The sequence below is a fragment of the Azospirillum sp. A23 genome, from assembly GCF_042938965.1.
In the GTDB taxonomy this organism is placed as follows: domain Bacteria; phylum Pseudomonadota; class Alphaproteobacteria; order Azospirillales; family Azospirillaceae; genus Azospirillum; species Azospirillum melinis.
In genome coordinates this window covers 171,751-188,404 of sequence record NZ_CP170672.1, presented here as the reverse complement: position 1 = coordinate 188,404, position 16,654 = coordinate 171,751, and the positions used below count along the sequence as shown (strand labels likewise).

Below are 16,654 nucleotides of genomic sequence, written 5' to 3'. Positions count from 1 at the left end.
CGATGACGGGCTGCCATCCCGATGCGGCACCGAGCGATGACCAAGCTGACACCACCCCAATCTGCCCAATTGATGCGGATCGACGCCGGCGGCATGCACGGGATGCCCGCGCTGCCGGCTTCACGGCGTCTGCACCGGAAAAGCGCCTGCTGGCGCGCGGGCTCATCCATGCCTGGACAACCAGCATTCCCGCCGGCATCGTCGCCTTGACCATCAAGCTTAGCTTGGCGGCCGTGACTAACGATGGGCACCGGCTGTTCGCTGATCTTGGCTTGCCCCCGTCTGCCGACATGGCTCGGTTCATCGGCCGGCGGCAGGGATGGTGCAGCACCGACTACGAGCTGCTGCGGGTCGCTCACCTGAGGGGCTATGTCGAGCCCGTCGAACGGGGCGGTATTGGCGGCTGCACTACCCGATGGCGCCGCACAGACGCCGGAAAGGACGCTCTGATCCTGTTCCATGAACATGAGCGGATGGTAGCGGAGCAAATGGCCAAGCTTGAGGCCGTGCATTTGGCTCGGAGCAAGACGCGAGCTACGGAAAAGCCGCGGACTCGGGGCTAGGGTTCGTCAGCCCATCGCCCCATGACCGCCGCCGTCTGAGCCTGACGGCAGAAGCTACCTGCAGGTGGCGCCGAGCCGGGCGAGGAGGAGACGTGGGCTACGTGCCGGCCTCGGCAACTGGCGTTCACCGTTATTCGGCAGAGCGCGTTCAGTTCACCCCCAGCGCCTCATCAAGAAGAAGCTGCGGGCCGTCGGCAAACGGATTGATGATGGTGACCCCTCCCAGCGTACGACCGGCCTGACCATCTTCCGAAAGGAGGAGACGGCACCCGTGACGCTTAGCCGTCGCCCAGATCATCGCATCCCAGAACGACCAACCATGATGGGTGACTGCGTCCATGGCGTCCGTGAGGCACGCGTCGTCAGCCGCCACCACCGGCAATGTGTCGCGCCACTGCTGGACAATGTCTGTTGCTTGCGCCGGCGGGATCCCCTGCTTCGCGCTGGTGAGGGTGCGGAAGAGCTCCGCCAGGGACTGGAGCGTCAGCACGCAGTCCCGGCCGGGGAGACGGTGGATCAGGGCAACTGCCTGGTGGTGCCGCTTCCCGGCGGCCCGGTCAACTGCATAAACCAGGATGTTCGTGTCGAGCGTGAAGCGCATTGCTGTTACCGGTCATAAAGGGCGTCACGGTCAAACCGCTCGCCCCCGAGCTCCACGCCATCTTCCAGCGTCTGGAACAGACGGTTCCAAGCCGAGCCGCCATCTGTTTTGGCGGCAGACCGATCATAGGGCGCCAACTGCGCCACCGGCTGCCCGCGCTTGGTGATGATCACGGTGTGCCCACTGGTAGCCTGTCCGAGGATCTCGGAGAATTGCCGATTGGCGTCGGCTGCAGATACGGTACGATGCATCTCAGCTTCCTTGTAGTGATCTCACTACTATAGGAGCGGGGCTGGCTTGGGTCAATGTGCGGGTAGTGTGGCCACTAAGTTCGGGCAATGTGTCCTGGCTGCTCAGGCGTGCGAGACAGCGCTGGTGATCGTCGCAATCTCAGCGAGCTGCACGATGTCCAACTTGCCCGATAGCTTTAGCTGCTCCAGCCGACCGGCGTTGTTGCGCAGCACCCCGGTACCGGCGGCGGTGCGCGTGTAGCAGTCGCTGATCCGAGCCCCCTCCCGTTTTACCAGCAAGAGCCGTTCGAGGCGGAGCAGCGCGGCAGGTCCGATCCCCCGCGGCATGTCGCGTACCCGCCTGCGGTCCACCTCAGACAAGGAAGAAAGAGCGATCAGATCGTTGTCGGTGATGGCCATGTCGGACAGCCTCCTGGCGACGGGCGCTTGCTGGATTTCAGTCGGTGATGCCGGCGGCGCGCTCACGCTCGTAATCGTCCAGGGCATCAGACAGGAACGTCGGGCTGCCGGTCCACCGCGGCTTGGGCCAGTTGGCGACGATCACCTGCCCGGTGGCCGGATCGCGCTCAACGGTGGTGCCGGCCTCCTGAAACATCTCGTCCATGGTGTCGTTGCCGGTCTTGATCGGGGTGGCCATGTCGGACTCCTTCGGGTTGAGCGGCGTTTTCTAGAGGCTTTCCAGGGCTTCAATCCGGTGGATCAACGGTCGAAACTCGTACATGTGGAACTGAAGATCGGATACAGCCATCCCGTCCCCGTCGTCGTGCTCGATCACGCTCGCGATCTGATCTGCCTGCATACGGAGCTGCATCGCAATTTCAAGCCATTCACCCTTGTTCGTTCGGCCGGGAACGCCAAGCTCGTCCAGCCTTCCTGGGGCAGCAAGATCGATCGCCTGGCGCAGGACCTCCGAATGCAGATCCTCAGGACGACGGTTACAGAAGGCGTAAATCGCCGCCGCGTCCAATGTCGCGGTCAGGCCGGAACCGTCGTGCTCCAGCAACGCTGACGCGCGGTCCCGACCAAGGATTGCGTCGAGCGCATCACGGAGGGCTGGATGGATCATTGGTGCGGGGCCTTTGCGGCTGGGGTTGCAGGGCAGACGGGGATTTGCTGGATCAGGCGTTGTCGCTGTAGACGGGTGGCGCGTCGGGAAGCGTGTCGTGGTGGCCGGGCCAGACGCGGCATATGCTGTCGTCGCACAGAAGATCCAATTCGTGCTCCTGCTCGGCGAGCGCCATGTCGAGGGCGCCGGTATCGTCCTCGTCGGGGAGATCATCGTCGTCCAGTAGGATCTCCAGCGCCGAACAAGCTGCTTGGTCGGCGGCGGTGGCCGGGTCTTTGGAAGTCACCTTCACCAGCATCGGTCTGGGCAACTGCCGGTGGGCAACCTCGACGGTGTAGGGGAGTGCCATCAGGCGGTTCCTTGTGTATGTGTCGGCGTTTTCTGGATGGTCACCGAAACCTCCCGTCCATGGCGAGGGGCTTGGATGAGCCGGGATGATAGCCTCCCGGCGGGGCTGGTGATCAGGGGGCGACCGCGTACGTGACCTTGTCGCCGTTGGCATCGGTGATGGCGACGACGTGCGTGAACTCGCCCCAGCCGATGAGCGGCGTCACGTCGGCGGCGTCCAGGCCGTCGACGTTAGCGACGACGTCACCCCAATCCTCGATCTCGGCATTCGGGTTGATCTGCAAGGTGTCGCCCTCGAAAGACGCCATGCGGGCGGTGCTGCCCAGAGCGATCAGGTCGGCGGTGCTGCTGGTGGTCGTGGTGGTCATGGTCGGCTCCCGAGGTTGGCGGCGCATCGCGCCGTGTTCGTGGATTATCTTCTACCATGCCGCGCATAAACCGTCTACAAATCCGTCCATCAATTGGTATGCGGTAGCGGCATGACCGGCCCGCGTACAATGTCCATCAAACCGTCTATCAATATTGACGGTCTTCCATCATCCTATCCATCAACGCATTTTCGTGGTGCGAAATGGTCAGCATGCCACAAGTTCCGAGACAGAAAGCCCTATGTTGATCGGCTACGCCAGGGTTTCCACCGACGATCAGAACCTCGACATGCAAGTCGAGGCGCTGAAGAAAGCCGGCGTGGAGGAAGATCGGATCTACACTGACAAGGCGTCCGGGGCCGCGGTGAAACGTGAAGGGCTGGCGAACGCTCTCCGCGCTGTCGAAGAGGGTGACGTGCTGGTGGTCTGGAGCCTTGACCGACTGGCCCGCTCGTTAAAGCAGCTCATCGAGATCCTCGACTTCCTCGACCGTAATAAGGTCGGCTTCCGAGCGGTGACGGGTGCCATCGACACCACCACGGCCGGCGGCCGGCTCATCATCCACGTGTTCGGCGCCGTCGCTGAATTCGAGCGCGCGCTGATCCGCGAGCGGACCAAGGCCGGCGTTGCGGCGGCCAAGGCCCGCGGCGTTCGGGTGGGCAGGAAGCTCGAAGCCACACCGGAGAAGATCGAGCAGGCGAAGGAGCTGATCCGCGGCGGCATGGCCTTCCGAGCTGCGGCGAAGGCGGTTGGCTTGGCCGTGTCCACCCTGTACCGCGACATTCCGGGCGGTGCTTCGTCCCTGGCGGACGGGGAGAACGACGTCGACATTCCGTCCAACCGCTGAACATCAAAGGAGATATTCAACGCATGGTTAGAAGTAGTTCTATTTTTGGGATAATTTTGATGTGCTTTGGGACAACGATGTCTGCAGCAGCCGACACCATTCCTAAGGAATTATTGTACGGCGGAATTGCGTTGTCATCGACCGTAAGCATAGAAGCCGGAGCAATATCCGGATCAGCCGTATATATTGGCAACGGTTTGCTCCTGACAGCCGCCCATGTGGTTGATCACATGAAGCAAGGGGAGACTCTATTCTTTATGAATCGGAGGATGATCGGATCGGCGGCCATCAAGGCACATGCAGTGAGTTTCAGCCCCGGCTACAACGATCTTGCTCTCATAAGGATTAATGATGCAGCAGCTATTAGCGTCGAACACAACGGCCTCTTGCCGGCACGCCTCTGCCAAAATGACCGCCCCGTGCAGCACGCATACTTGGGCGCGCATGGCGCACTCGTCGGTATCGCTAAAGCGGTCAAGGGAGCGAGAAATGTTCTGCATGCTGCTGTCAGCCCAGGTGACAGCGGGGGAGCCGTGATTGACGCATCGCGCAATTGCCTTGCTGGAATCATTTCTTATGGCGAGTTCCTCGACTCGTCAAACTTCATAAAGCAGAACCAAGAGGCGGTGAAAAGTGGCTTGGGCCGTTTTCAGTCTTCGCCATATGTCAGGATGGTTTACACGCCCGCTTCACACATCTCGGAATTCTTAAAGGATGCTGGCGTAAATTAGGCCATGATGTTAAATTTAGAAAAGGAGCAGTAGGTGTCCGATATCGGCCAGCTTCAAGAGTACGCGGCAGCTTTTCGAGCGCGCCTCGATGCCGGCCGTGATCAGCTCCCCCGAGATGTGTGCTCGCACTTTCCCGCCGGGTGCTGTGGGAGCGTGAGCGAAGTTCTGGCCGAAGCTTTGCACCGGGACCTTGGAGTTGCGGCGGCCTATGTCTGCGGCTTCCGGTATGAGGATATCGGCACATCTACCCATGCATGGATCGAGGCGGATGACATCATCATCGATGTCACCGCGGACCAGTTTGGCCAGCCGCCGGTTATGGTCACACGAGATCGTGCTTGGCATGATACGTGGCCCGATCAGGAGCGGCGTGAGCACGTTGATCCCGACACCGATCCGACTTGGTGGGCCTGGTATGGTAAGAGCATCCTTATGGTTGGTACTGGAAAGTGATTTGAAGATTATTCTCAACAGAGGAGCATTTGAGTAACTATGTCAGATTATCCATTCTGCAAGTATACAAAAAAGGAAATTGCAAATGCGGGGAAGATACTCAGCGGTACGATTATTCATGATCCAGATAAGGCGGATGAAATTAGTGAAGTCTTCCGCATTGCTTATAATTGGCGTGACTCGCATGCATTCCCCATGCGCCGCATCCGTCACGAACTAATTCGAGGTCTGAGGCAGGAGGGAATAGCAGGCCTGACGTCTGCCAGAATGAAACGTATGACGTCAATACGTCGCAAACTACGAGCGAGTTCCATCAGACTCCAACAAATACAGGATCTCGGAGGGTGTCGAGCAATACTTGAACATTCTACCGATGTGACCGCCGTGATAAGGCGCTACCGTGAGGGCGCCAGTCATCATTTAGTGCATGGCGAGAGCGACTATATTGCCGCACCGAAGGTTGATGGATACCGCAGCTATCACTGTGTATTACGTTTCCAGCCAAAATACGATCATGATGTTTCGTATGTTGATCAAAAGATTGAGATACAGGTCAGAACCCGTCTCCAGCACTCTTGGGCTACTGCCGTCGAGGCCGTTGGGATGATGCATGGTGAGGACTACAAATCGGGAGAAGGTAGTCTGAATTGGAGACGTTTTTTTGCGCTTATGTCTGCGGAGTTCGCTGAGCAGGAGGGTTGCGCTGTTGTTCCAGACACGCCGGTGCAACGCAAAGAGCGGCACCAAGAACTAGAGCACCTAGCTGCGAAGCTAGATGCAGTTCGCTTCCTAGAAACTATGAATAAAGCGTTGAATGTAATTGATCGCAATATCGCAGCAAATGCAAAATTATTCCTCATTCAGTTTCAACGCCAACCCGGCGCTTTCGATAGCATCGTCCGGGTTAAAGGATTTCATGGGCCGGAAGGTGCGGCAGAGTCATACGGCGCAGAAGAAGCAGCCAACGCTTCAGTGAATTCTGTCCTAGTAGAGGTTGACAAAGCTGAAAATCTCAAGTCAGCTTACCCAAATTACTTCCTCGACGTAACGATGTTCACGGACAAGCTTCGTGATATCCTCACGCCAAACTGGCGGCGGAACTTAGATTCTGACCCATCCCGCATTGCTAGCACAAGAACAACGCTTCAGGCGTGGCAACTCTGGAGACAATCAAAGCGAACATAGCTACTTCGGAAGAAATACTTGCATTTGGCGGACGGCCTGAGGCGAAGCCTCGGCGCCGATCAGCTGCCGGACCGCCGGCAGCCCGGCCCCGCCGCGGTGGTGGTGCTGAGCGAGCGCCCGGCGCCACCCTCCGCCGGCAGGCCCTGCGCGTCGAAGCCGCCGATCAGCTGCAAAATTTTCGCGCATGGCGAGCATGCGCGCGGTAGACTCCTTCGGCAGACTAAGCGAGGCCTCATGAACCGCGGGCTATTCCCCGTCCAGGATCCCGAAATGATCGACAGACGCTGCCCAGCAGATGCCGAGCCCCCAGAGGCACTTGATCCGGCCGCGGCATTCGCACTGGGGCAGTGGGGCATGGCGAAGCGGCTGGCCCAGCCTGGTCGATCGCCACGCCGGCGCTGAGTGTCCAAGCTGGCGTTGACCTGCTGCGGTCTATCAATGGAGGACAAAGATCATGGAACTGCGTGTTGGGAAGTTAGGGAATGGTCGGGCCGGATTGACGGAGAGCGTCTTCGTTGAGGAGGACAATCATGTCGTCGTGCTGGGCACGGTTGGGTATGGCAAGGGTGTGGACGCGTCGAGCATCCCGGAGGAGAGCAAGGTTGCGGTGACCCTCACCGCGCTGGTCGTGGGCGACGATCTGCGCTCAATGCCCAACGAGGACTGACACTCCAGAACAAGGAGCAAAGCATGGCATCGTCACCCGTCCAACTGAACCCCCAGGCGCATGAACTGATGCGCGCGCTGCACCAGGTGCTCGTGTGGATCCGGACGAATGCCGTACGCCCCGGCGACGAGTCCTACAAGACCATCGCCGTGCTCGCTGATCTCGCGCACAACTGGCCCGACTGGGTCGCCGGCAACGATTTCTTCCGGATCGAGATGTTCATCGAGGACCTTGAGCAGACCGCTGGCCGCGACGACCTGTCCAGCCCGTTCTGGAAGGAGACGGTCGCCCCCTACCTGCGCCGGCTCGCCACTTCGCTAAGCGTGTTCCAGGGCGAGGCCTGAGGATCTACAGAATAGGAGGAAAGCAGCGTGAGCCTGACTATGCCGGCTTCTTGGCGATATAGCTCCCCTGGCGCCATGCCTATAGCCGCTGTGATAGCTTTCAACGGACTGGTTCACACAATCGCGTCCCAGACCCAATCGTCGTGGGCGGTCTTCGAGCTTTTTAAAGCGAAGTTCGGAGGAGGCTATTCCGTGAGTTCAAGCGAAAGCTGGGCAATGACTGATTTACACAACGTGATGATATCGGCAGCGGACAACGCGCCTGCTTTCATCAGCGCCTTCTGGGATGGCTGCGAACAGGTGCATGCTGAATACCCGAAAGTTGGGTTGCCGGATGCCGACGTCCTCAATCAGGTCCTCTCTAAGCATAACGTGCCTTTTGAAGTTCGCCCGCCGGCTCTGCTGGCCCGCCACTCGCAGATGCCCATCACTGTCCACGCACCTCAAAAATCGCTCGGCGAGCGGGCCTATGCGCTCATCCACGCTTCGTTGGACCAAGCTGATCGACTTCTCCTTGAGCAGCGGCCGCGGCAGGCTGTTCAAGAGATCCTTTGGTTGCTCGAAACTGTGTCGACCGCTTTCAACGGTCAGGAGAGCGGCTCTGGTACGGTTGAGGGAAAATACTTCAACGAGATTGTCCGTGCGCTTCGCAAGAACCATCCCGGCAGTGCGCTCGCTGAAGCGCTTGGTTGGATGACCAAGATGCACGGATTTCTATCATCACCGGGCGGGGGTGGCGTCCGGCATGGCACGCAGCTTGCCGCTGGCATTTCGCCAACGCTCAAGGAGGCACACCTCTACTGTAACCTAACGCGGAGTTACATCAACTATCTCCTCGCCGAGTTGCCAGAACCAGCCGGCCCCCTGTCATCAGCGCCAACAAGGTGAAAGCCCTCTCGCCTATGGCCGAAACGTTCGGTGCGGTATCCGCAACCGGCCACTGTGTAGCCTCTTGGCCTACATCTGATCGGCGTCGATACGGGCCGAGTCCAAACTACGGGCTGCAACACGTCAATGATATCAGCGCTTAGGTCAAACAGCCGCCTGGGAGCCTGCGCGCCGATAGCGCCAATCAACAGCAAAAATCTCGCGCGGAACGAGCGTGCGCGCGGTAGACTCTCTTGGCAGACAAAGCGAGGTCTCATGAACCGCCGGCTATCACCCGTCCAAGATCCAGAAATGACCGACTGGCGCCGACCGGCAGATGCGGAGCCTCCGGAGGCTCTTGATCCGGCCGCGGCATTTGCGCTGGGGCAGTGGGGCAGGGCGAAGCGACTGGCCCAGCCCGGTCGACCGCCGCGCCGGCGCTAAGATGACGCCTGCATCGCGGCCTTGCGGCGAATAGTCGGCGGCAAGAGGGCATTGCCGCCTGGAAAATACCGACAGCACTCCCACGAGCTTGGAGTGGGTCGCCCGGTGGGCGATAATGGGCCGGTGGGTTCGTCGCTGAGACGGTCTGCGCCCGACAGCAGTAAAGGAAATCAGAAGGTGATGTTGAACTCGGACTTCGGGGAACCCCTCGACAAGCTCTGCCCGAAGTGCGGGAGTGCAAACCTCGTCCACAGCGTGGAAACGCAGCCAGTCCGTTTCCCCTATGGCCCCGGAGACGTGCTGATGGCGACCGTCGATGTGCAGGTCCCTGTCACCACGTGCGGCGCCTGCGGGGACGCCTGGACTGATGCCCGCGCAGAGAGCGTCCGGGAAGAAGCCGTCTTGCAGCGCCTCGCTGAGTTGAAGGCCTAAGAGGTCTGCAAAAGCTGAGGCGGTACGGGAGCCGCGGCACTCCGAAGTTGGATCTATCAGTGGAGGCCGTGACGGATGGCTTTGGTGAGACAACTCGTGCCAGAAGATGCCGAGGCCTTGCGGATCCTCCGTCTTGAAGCCCTGGAGTTGCATCCGGAGGCCTTCGGATCGAGCCATGCTGAGGAGAGCGCCCGCCCGGTCGATGCATTCGCGGCATGGACCACGGGCGGCTACATCGCCGGCGGGTTTGTCGACGACCAGCTCGACGCCATGGCCGGCTTATCGGTTCCCAAGACGGCTAAGCAGATGCACAAGGGCATTCTCTGGGGCGTCTATGTCCGGGAATGCCGCCGGGGCAGCGGCCTTGCCGAAGCGGTGATAGACGCTGTTCTCGACCATGCCGGAACACGGGTTGAGCAGGTCCACCTCTCTGTCGCCGTCAACAACGACCACGCCATCAACCTCTACCGGCGCCTAGGCTTCGAGGCGTACGGGACCGAGCGGAGGGCGCTGATGGTCAACGGCATCTATATCGATGAACTCTTGATGGTGAAGTTTCTGAGCCATTAGGCGAGCAAGCGTTTGGGTCGTGTATGATCGTGGCGACAGTGGCTGAAGCGGTCGCCAGGTCGGTATAGAGAAAGGGAGCGTTAGCGGTGCAGGACCCAGGCTGGTTTCGAGAAACGCTGGAGTTCGCCAAAGCCCTCCACCATGGGCAGGTCGACAAGGCCGGCGCTCCGTACTGGATGCATCTTGAGCGGGTCGCCCACCGTCTGGTCGAGCGGTTCCCCGATGCCACGAAGGCGCAGGTCCAGGCCGCGTTGTTGCACGATGCAGTCGAGGACACTGGTGTGACCGCGGAGGAACTGCGCGCGGCAGGGATTGAGGAGGAGGCCATCTCCGCGGTCCAACTCGTCAGCCGGAACCTGGACCGTGCCGGGAGCTACCTGGACTGGATCGAACGGATCGCCAGCAGTGGGAACATTACGGCGATCCGGGTGAAGATAGCCGACAACCTGGACAACAGCGATCCCGTTCGCGTTGCGGCTCTCCTCGCCGGCCCCCGGATGGTCGCTGAGCGATACGCGCCAGCCCGAGCTGTACTGGAACGGGCTCTGGCTCAGGGGGCATGATCCATTAATCCAGAAAAGGAGCGCCATGATGCGAACTCTGGTGAAAGGCATGCGCGTTCGCGCCGAATGGTACGAGGTCCGACCCTTTGATGACGTGTCGTTGGCCGGCGTCCAGTTGAAGGTTGCCGCCAAGCCGAAGGTGGTCGAGGGTGCTGTGTCTCACATCCGGGGCAATGATCCAGTGGCACCAACATCCGTCGGTGTCTGGATTATGACCGACGCTGGCGAAGAGGTCGTCGTCGATGCTCGCCACATAATCAGCGCCAGCGCGCCTGCCGATCCAGCATAGGAGGGCCGACGGCGCCGACCAGCAGCAGGATCGCCGCCGTCCCGGCCGGTCAGCCGCCGCGGTGGAACTGGCCGCGCGCCCAGCGCGCCGCCCCCGTCAGCAAGTAACGCGAGCCGAGGGCGCCGACCTGCAAGACCGCCAGCTGCCTTAAGTTGTCGATTAACGAGTTTGCGGCTAGGGTGCCGCACTAGAACCGGCACCGTACAAACCCGCCGTCCACCTGCGACGGCGGCGTTATCTGAGGAATACCATGACGCGAAATGAACGACTTGCGACTGCTTTTACTTCCATGAATGAGGCATTCGAAGTGTTGCGCCCTCTCGCGATCGGGGGCAGCGAAAAAGGTCCTGCGAGTGAGATCGTCGCGCAAATATTGGAAAGATTGTACCACGACATGGACACGCTTGTTGAGGTCATGGCCAACTCGGCAAACGAAGAGCAAGCGATCAATAGGCCGAACTGACCCGCAGCCGCCCGACCCAAGCCTCGGCCGTCGCCTTCGGTCTGGTGATGTGGGCTGGCAGTCTCCTCCGTAGTTTCCCCGCCGCCTGATAAACGCCCGATGTGGTCTGGCTGTTGACCAATCGCACCTGAGGCCCTGATGCACCAGTCCCCGGTTTGGTCCGTTCGTCACATTGTCACCCGCATTCACGGGTGCGATCTCGCTGTAACCTGGCGCCCTGAATGCTGGGTATGGAACGTAACCGTTGCCGGCGAGCAAGTTGCCAGCGGGAGATCGCGCAGCCAAGAGGGCGCCCAGAATGCCGCTGTGCAGGCAGCACGGCGCCACGCGGACGATGGCGGCAAGGTGCAACTCCCATTGTTCTGAGATCAACGGCGACCGGAAGCCGGCCCGATCTGGCGTTCGACGGGGAGGTGAAACTGACGAAGCGCCCGTACCCTCTTGGAGCCGGAAGGCATTCCCATAACGGTCAGGCTGCTTTTGCGAAAAGCCATTCCTTCAGCTTCGACCACCGACGCCCCTCCTGCCGTGCCCGCACCGCCATCCCGAGTGCCTTCCGCTGGCCCACGACGACGACCAGTCGCTTCCCGCGGGTCACGCCGGTGTAGACGAGATTGCGCCTGAGCATGCTCCAGTGCTGCATCGCCAATGGGATGACGACGGCCGGGTACTCGGACCCCTGGCTCTTGTGAATCGTCGTCGCGTAGGCCAGCGATACCTGGTCCAGTTCGCCGAAGTCGTAGGGGACCTCACGGCCGTCGAAGTCGATCAACAGTTCACTGTTCTCCGGATCCATCGCGATGATGACGCCAAGGTCGCCGTTGTAGACTTCCTTCTCATAGTCGTTCTCGGTCTGCATGACCTTGTCGCCGACGCAGTAGGTCCAGCCGAAGCGCTCGACCCGGACATCGCCCGGCGGGTTCAGGACCGCCTGGAGTTCCACGTTCAACGACCGCGCGCCGAGACCGCCGCGGTTCATCGGACAGAGCACCTGGACATCGCGTACAGGGTCGAGACCGAAGCGCTTTGGGATCCGGTTCCGAACGACCTCGATCAGCTTGCGGACACCGTCCTCGGGCTCCACCGCTTCGACGAAGTAGAAGTCCGAGCCCTCTACGGGCGTCAGGTCCGGCATCTGGCCCTGGTTGATGCGGTGGGCATTGACGATGATGCGGCTGGTGGCTGCCTGTCGGAAGACCTCGGTCAGGCGCACCACGGGCACGGCGCCGGATGCGATTACGTCGGCTAGCACCTGCCCCGGCCCCACCGACGGCAACTGGTCGACATCGCCGACCAGGATCAGGGCCGACCGGTCGGGGGTCGCCTTCAGCAGCGCGTTCATCAACGGCACGTCGACCATGGACGTCTCGTCGACGACGAGCAGATCGCACTCCAGTCGGTTCTCCTCGCTGTGCTTGAAGCCTCCGGCAGCCGGGTCGAAGGCGAGCAGCCGATGGATGGTCCTGGCCTCCATTCCGGTGCTCTCCGAGAGCCGCTTGGCCGCCCGGCCGGTCGGGGCACACAGCAGGATGCGGACGTGCTTGGCGGCCAGGATCTTCAGGATGGAATTGACCAGGGTCGTCTTGCCAACACCGGGGCCGCCGGTGATGACCATGACCTTGGATGCCAGGGCAAGCCGGACAGCCTCCCGCTGGCTCGGCGCCAGCGTCAGTCCCGTCCTTCCCTCCACCCACTCCAGCGCCTTCTCCATGTCGATGGCGGGCCAGGGCAGCGTCCCGCCCGCGAGCCCCCGCAGCCGGGCGGCGATGGCCTGCTCGGCCCGGTACAGCCCAGCCAGGAAGACGCAGTCCCTGCCCTCCAGCTGATCGGCGATGACGGCGCCGTCACGAAGCTCGTCCGCCAGCGCCTCGGCCACCAGATCGGTGCCGACCTCCAGGAGTTCGCTGGCCAGCTTCTCCAGGTCCTCCACCGGCAGGCCGCAATGCCCCTCGTCCATAGCCTCGGCCAGCGCGTAGCCGATACCCGCCCGGACGCGGACCATGGCCGTCTTCTCGATGCCCAGCTTGGCCGCGATGGCATCAGCGGTCTTGAAGCCGATGCCGCGGATGTCCCGAGCCAGCCGGTATGGGTTCTCGGTGATGAGTTGGATGGCCTCCTGCCCATAGGTCTTGTAGATGCGGACGGCCCTGGAGGTGCCGACGCCGTTGGCGTGCAGGAACAGCATGATCTCGCGGATGGCCCGCTGGTCGGCCCATCCCTTGACGATGCGGTCGGCCCGCCTGGGCCCGATGCCCGTGACTTCGCGCAGGCGACCGGGTTCGGCCTCGATGACGTCGAACACGGCCTCGCCGAACGCCTTCACCAGCTTTTTGGCGTAGACGGGGCCGATGCCTTTGATCATGCCGGAGCCGAGATACTTCTCGATGCCCTCCAGCGTAGTGGGCTGGGTCGCCTTCAGGAAGGTGGCCTTGAACTGGAGGCCGTGGGTGCGATCGTTGACCCAGCTGCCGCTCGCCTGAATCCACTCCCCGGCCGAGATCATCGCCGCATGTCCGACTACGACAACCAAGTCCCGATGTCCCCGGACCTTCACCCGGAGCACGCAAAAGCCGGTCTCGGCGCTGTGAAAGGTCACGCGCTCCACCAGCCCAGCAAGGGACTCCGTTGATGACGCGATAGCTTGCCCGGTCATGATGCGAGTGTGTTGGATTCCCGGCCGTGAGACCAGGATTGTCAGCTCCGCCCCGGCTGTCCCGTCATCCAGCTCCTCCAAGAGGCTGGTTTGTTCGATGCGGCCAGCAACCTCGGCGCCCCCAAGCAGCGGCGGCGGCAATCTAGTCGCTCCGCCGTATCACCCCGACCTCAGGGGGCCGCCTTACCGCGACCACGGCCACGCCCTGTGGGCTTTTCCAGTGCCACCGGCACCGGTGTCTGAGCGCGACGCCCAAGCCCCATGCCCTTTGCCATCTGGGATCGAGCGGCCGCGTAGGTGGGGGCCACCATCGGATACTCCGGTGGTAGGCCCCATTTCGTCCGGTACTCGTCGGGCGCCAGGTCGTGTTCGACGCGCAGGTGACGCTTGAGGAGCTTGTTCTTCTGCCCGCACTCCAGGCAAGTGATCGTGTCCTGCGACACGGAACGCTTGATGGGGACGGCCGGCTGCTGCCTCTCGGCTTGCGCCGATGCGGGGTTGCTCGCAGTGGAGAGTGCCCCATAGATTCCGCGCAGAACCGCAGGGATCTCAGCCACCGCCAGGGCATGGTTGCTCAGGTACGCGGACGCAATCTTGGTGGTGATCTGCACCAGGCCTGCGTGGTCAAAGCGATCTTCATGGTCCTGTTGGGACATTCAAAGTGTCTCCACTGTCGATGCAAGACGGTGATGCGGGCCGTCAAACTAGCACGAAGAACGGCATTCATCACAGCGCCAAATAAACAACTCAAAACTTGAGGGGCGCTCGCTTTTCATCTTGCAATATGCGCTCTGTACGATATAGTTCCCTTCATCAACGCCAACCCCCCACATTTCCGGAGTCTCCCCATGTTCCAGTACACGCTGGACATCTTCTCCGATTCCGCTTCAGCTCCGATCTCTGGACTTGGCCCAGTTTCGGTTCCTTTCTTCGAACCGGACCTGGCAAGCTATGACCGCATCCTTGTAGCATTCAGCGGGGGAAAGGATAGCGTCGCGATGGTCCTTGACCTGCTGGAGCGCGGTGTTGATCCTGCAAAAATCGAACTTTGGCACCATGATGTTGACGGCCGTGAGGACCACGGCAATTTCATGGACTGGCCGGTGACGGCAGATTACTGCCGGAAGTTCGCTGCAGCCTTTGGGTTACGCATTTACTTCTCCTGGCGCATCGGTGGCTTCAAGCGTGAACTCCTGAAGACTAACGCCATGAGCGCGCCAGTGGCCTTCGAAACGCCTGAAGGCGTGAAGGTGGCCGGTGGAGAGCGCGGCGAAGTCGCGACCCGGCGGCGCTGGCCAGCGCTCTCGCCCAATCTGCGCATTCGCTGGTGCAGTGGTGGTTTGAAAGTGGATGTAATGTCTATTGCGATCAACAACCAAGAGAGGTTTCGAGGCAAACGCGTTTTGGTGATGACCGGAGAACGGGCAGCGGAGAGCACCAACCGGGCCAAGTACCTACCGTTCCAGAACCATCGCTGCAACGCCCCTGGGAGACGGGTCAACCGGACAGTCCATGTCTGGCGATCTGTGCACGCCTGGAGCGACGAGGATGTCTGTGCGATCATCAGGCGACATGGGGTTGTAGCTCATCCCTGCTACTACCTGGGATGGGGTCGGGCGTCCTGTGCCGCGTGCGTCTATGGCTCGCCGTCGCAATGGGCCAGCCTGCGCGTGGCAGCGCCCGAGATGTTTGGCGTGATCTCCACGATGGAAGGCGAGCTGGGGCACACCATCCAGCGAGACGAAACGGTCACACAGCGCGCTGACCGTGGGCGTGCGCATGACATGGATCCGGAGACCATCCGCATCGCCATGTCCCGCACCTACGAAGGGCTGATCCGCGTGGCTCCCGCGGACTGGCACCTGCCGAAGGGCGCATACGGCGAGAACGCCGGCCCCTGCTGACCGCCGGGGGCCTTCTTCTCCCGGTCGGGCTCACTTCGCCCTGTCGGACAGCCTCCTCTCCGGGTATGCTCCCGCCGAGAGGTGCAGCCCGATGTCCTACCGTAACAACCACCGCAACTGCTTGGCACTGAGCGTCATCGCCATCGGCATGTGCATCCTGGTCGTGGCAAGCCAGCTACTCCCGTGGCTGCACACAGCGACCCTGATCGCGGGCGCGGTCATCGCGGTCGTCCTGCTGGCGTTCCTTGGTTTCCGCTACACGGCGTTCTGGCGCGACATCTGGATCATGCGCCGCGCGTTCAACCAGGCGGTCGACGAGGCGAACGAGCGCCGGAGCCTGGAGCCCTTGTCGCGCTTGGACACGAAGAAATACGACTGAGAGCCCACGCGAACATCTAGCGCTTTCAGTCAAGGCTACGCGCTGAAATCCGCACTAGTTTGAGCATCCGCGAGCAGGCGGCACTTGCGGGTAGGCGATTACGGTAAGGCGCTGTGCGTCCAATGCCACATGCAGGTAGCAGTCCGAGGATCGGTAGAACATTCCCGCAATCTCAATGGTGAGGCCAGCCCTGGCGGCGAGTTCGTCGAGACACGTCTTGGCCGTCTGCAGCGATGTCAACAAATGGGGCTCCGCCACAGAAGAGCCGATCCGAAGTAGATTGTGCGTGGTCTCTTTGGTCGCTATCGGTATCGCTCCCGTAAGGCCACCGCCAATGGTGGAGGCGCCGATCAGCAGACCGGTATCCTCGGCCGATATGGTCTCCGCCTGCGACGGGTTTATCGGATAAGAGCCGACCGCAAGCACGAGGCGGCGTTGTCGGATCAACTCCTCCAAATGTGCAACCGGCATCATGGCCACCCCGGCGGCGGCAGGCGCCTGGCCCGCATGATCGGCGATCATTGGGGCACCTCCTCAGCTTGCGCAATTTCGGCCCTCGCAGCGCGCTCAATGCACACTTCCAGAACCAAGTCGGCGACCCTCGCTAGGACTTGGGCCTCCACAGGACCGCGTCCGGTCAGGAGGGCGCGACGCACTTCATTTTTT

23 protein-coding genes and 1 pseudogene are annotated in these 16,654 nt (G+C 61.4%); 14 read left to right on the top strand and 10 right to left on the bottom strand.

Features of this window, described 5'->3' with window-relative positions:
- Window positions 1-2 precede the first annotated feature (2 nt).
- The gene (locus ABNQ40_RS35785; protein WP_377806560.1) at window positions 3-563 is read left to right on the top strand and encodes a hypothetical protein; all 561 of its coding nucleotides are present in this window, start codon (window positions 3-5) and stop codon (window positions 561-563) included.
- 148 nt (window positions 564-711) lie between these two features.
- On the opposite strand, the gene ABNQ40_RS35780 is transcribed toward ABNQ40_RS35785, so the two are convergent.
- The 7 genes from ABNQ40_RS35780 to ABNQ40_RS35750 all read right to left on the bottom strand — a co-directional run bounded on the left by ABNQ40_RS35780 (window position 712) and on the right by ABNQ40_RS35750 (window position 3,197).
- Complete coding sequence (locus tag ABNQ40_RS35780) at window positions 712-1,164, bottom strand: PIN domain-containing protein (protein WP_377806561.1); 453 nt, start codon at window positions 1,162-1,164, stop codon at window positions 712-714.
- A 5-nt stretch (window positions 1,165-1,169) separates the two neighbouring features.
- The gene (locus tag ABNQ40_RS35775) at window positions 1,170-1,415 is read right to left on the bottom strand and encodes a type II toxin-antitoxin system Phd/YefM family antitoxin (RefSeq protein WP_377806562.1); all 246 of its coding nucleotides are present in this window, start codon (window positions 1,413-1,415) and stop codon (window positions 1,170-1,172) included.
- A gap of 102 nt (window positions 1,416-1,517) precedes the next feature.
- A complete protein-coding gene (locus ABNQ40_RS35770) occupies window positions 1,518-1,814 on the bottom strand; it encodes a hypothetical protein (protein ID WP_377806564.1) in 297 nt (98 codons plus the stop codon).
- 37 nt (window positions 1,815-1,851) lie between these two features.
- Complete coding sequence (locus tag ABNQ40_RS35765) at window positions 1,852-2,052, bottom strand: hypothetical protein (protein WP_377806565.1); 201 nt, start codon at window positions 2,050-2,052, stop codon at window positions 1,852-1,854.
- 30 nt (window positions 2,053-2,082) lie between these two features.
- On the bottom strand, window positions 2,083-2,481 hold the full coding sequence (locus tag ABNQ40_RS35760) for a hypothetical protein (RefSeq protein WP_377806566.1): 399 nt from the start codon (window positions 2,479-2,481) through the stop codon (window positions 2,083-2,085).
- A 52-nt stretch (window positions 2,482-2,533) separates the two neighbouring features.
- Window positions 2,534-2,830: a hypothetical protein gene (locus ABNQ40_RS35755; RefSeq protein ID WP_377806567.1), complete on the bottom strand. Its 297-nt coding sequence runs from the start codon at window positions 2,828-2,830 to the stop codon at window positions 2,534-2,536.
- 112 nt (window positions 2,831-2,942) lie between these two features.
- Window positions 2,943-3,197 (bottom strand): hypothetical protein, encoded by a 255-nt coding sequence (locus ABNQ40_RS35750; RefSeq protein WP_377806568.1) that lies wholly within the window; start codon window positions 3,195-3,197, stop codon window positions 2,943-2,945.
- 241 nt (window positions 3,198-3,438) lie between these two features.
- Between ABNQ40_RS35750 and ABNQ40_RS35745 the strand changes: the two genes are divergently transcribed.
- The 11 genes and pseudogenes from ABNQ40_RS35745 (at window position 3,439) to ABNQ40_RS35695 (ending at window position 10,589) form a co-directional block, all read left to right on the top strand.
- Entirely contained in the window at window positions 3,439-4,044 is a 606-nt protein-coding gene (locus ABNQ40_RS35745; protein ID WP_377806569.1) for a recombinase family protein, read from the top strand.
- Between the two features lie 77 nt (window positions 4,045-4,121).
- Window positions 4,122-4,775, top strand: a complete 654-nt coding sequence (locus tag ABNQ40_RS35740; RefSeq protein WP_377806570.1) for a trypsin-like serine peptidase — start codon at window positions 4,122-4,124, stop codon at window positions 4,773-4,775.
- A 153-nt stretch (window positions 4,776-4,928) separates the two neighbouring features.
- Entirely contained in the window at window positions 4,929-5,228 is a 300-nt protein-coding gene (locus ABNQ40_RS35735) for a hypothetical protein (protein ID WP_377806571.1), read from the top strand.
- A 39-nt stretch (window positions 5,229-5,267) separates the two neighbouring features.
- Window positions 5,268-5,798 (top strand): annotated as a pseudogene (locus ABNQ40_RS35730) (RelA/SpoT domain-containing protein); the annotation flags it as partial.
- Between the two features lie 341 nt (window positions 5,799-6,139).
- Window positions 6,140-6,226: a zinc finger domain-containing protein gene (locus tag ABNQ40_RS35725; protein WP_391349813.1), complete on the top strand. Its 87-nt coding sequence runs from the start codon at window positions 6,140-6,142 to the stop codon at window positions 6,224-6,226.
- A 641-nt stretch (window positions 6,227-6,867) separates the two neighbouring features.
- Window positions 6,868-7,080, top strand: coding sequence for a hypothetical protein (locus tag ABNQ40_RS35720; RefSeq protein ID WP_377806572.1), 213 nt, complete (start codon window positions 6,868-6,870; stop codon window positions 7,078-7,080).
- A 23-nt stretch (window positions 7,081-7,103) separates the two neighbouring features.
- On the top strand, window positions 7,104-7,424 hold the full coding sequence (locus tag ABNQ40_RS35715; protein WP_377806573.1) for a hypothetical protein: 321 nt from the start codon (window positions 7,104-7,106) through the stop codon (window positions 7,422-7,424).
- 192 nt (window positions 7,425-7,616) lie between these two features.
- A complete protein-coding gene (locus tag ABNQ40_RS35710) occupies window positions 7,617-8,312 on the top strand; it encodes a hypothetical protein (RefSeq protein ID WP_377806574.1) in 696 nt (231 codons plus the stop codon).
- Between the two features lie 930 nt (window positions 8,313-9,242).
- Entirely contained in the window at window positions 9,243-9,737 is a 495-nt protein-coding gene (locus tag ABNQ40_RS35705; RefSeq protein ID WP_377806575.1) for a GNAT family N-acetyltransferase, read from the top strand.
- 176 nt (window positions 9,738-9,913) lie between these two features.
- A complete protein-coding gene (locus tag ABNQ40_RS35700; protein ID WP_391349811.1) occupies window positions 9,914-10,300 on the top strand; it encodes a hypothetical protein in 387 nt (128 codons plus the stop codon).
- A 25-nt stretch (window positions 10,301-10,325) separates the two neighbouring features.
- Entirely contained in the window at window positions 10,326-10,589 is a 264-nt protein-coding gene (locus tag ABNQ40_RS35695) for a hypothetical protein (protein WP_377806577.1), read from the top strand.
- 932 nt (window positions 10,590-11,521) lie between these two features.
- On the opposite strand, the gene ABNQ40_RS35690 is transcribed toward ABNQ40_RS35695, so the two are convergent.
- Together ABNQ40_RS35690 and ABNQ40_RS35685 are read right to left on the bottom strand one after the other, a co-directional pair.
- Window positions 11,522-13,705: an ATP-dependent RecD-like DNA helicase gene (locus tag ABNQ40_RS35690; RefSeq protein WP_377806744.1), complete on the bottom strand. Its 2,184-nt coding sequence runs from the start codon at window positions 13,703-13,705 to the stop codon at window positions 11,522-11,524.
- 170 nt (window positions 13,706-13,875) lie between these two features.
- Window positions 13,876-14,361 (bottom strand): MucR family transcriptional regulator, encoded by a 486-nt coding sequence (locus tag ABNQ40_RS35685; RefSeq protein ID WP_377806578.1) that lies wholly within the window; start codon window positions 14,359-14,361, stop codon window positions 13,876-13,878.
- Between the two features lie 192 nt (window positions 14,362-14,553).
- On the opposite strand from ABNQ40_RS35685, the gene ABNQ40_RS35680 reads away from it, so the two are divergent.
- A complete protein-coding gene (locus ABNQ40_RS35680; protein WP_377806579.1) occupies window positions 14,554-15,609 on the top strand; it encodes a phosphoadenosine phosphosulfate reductase in 1,056 nt (351 codons plus the stop codon).
- A gap of 91 nt (window positions 15,610-15,700) precedes the next feature.
- Complete coding sequence (locus ABNQ40_RS35675) at window positions 15,701-15,988, top strand: hypothetical protein (protein ID WP_377806580.1); 288 nt, start codon at window positions 15,701-15,703, stop codon at window positions 15,986-15,988.
- Between the two features lie 54 nt (window positions 15,989-16,042).
- On the opposite strand, the gene ABNQ40_RS35670 is transcribed toward ABNQ40_RS35675, so the two are convergent.
- On the bottom strand, window positions 16,043-16,510 hold the full coding sequence (locus ABNQ40_RS35670) for a hypothetical protein (protein WP_377806581.1): 468 nt from the start codon (window positions 16,508-16,510) through the stop codon (window positions 16,043-16,045).
- Window positions 16,511-16,654: the final 144 nt, after the last annotated feature.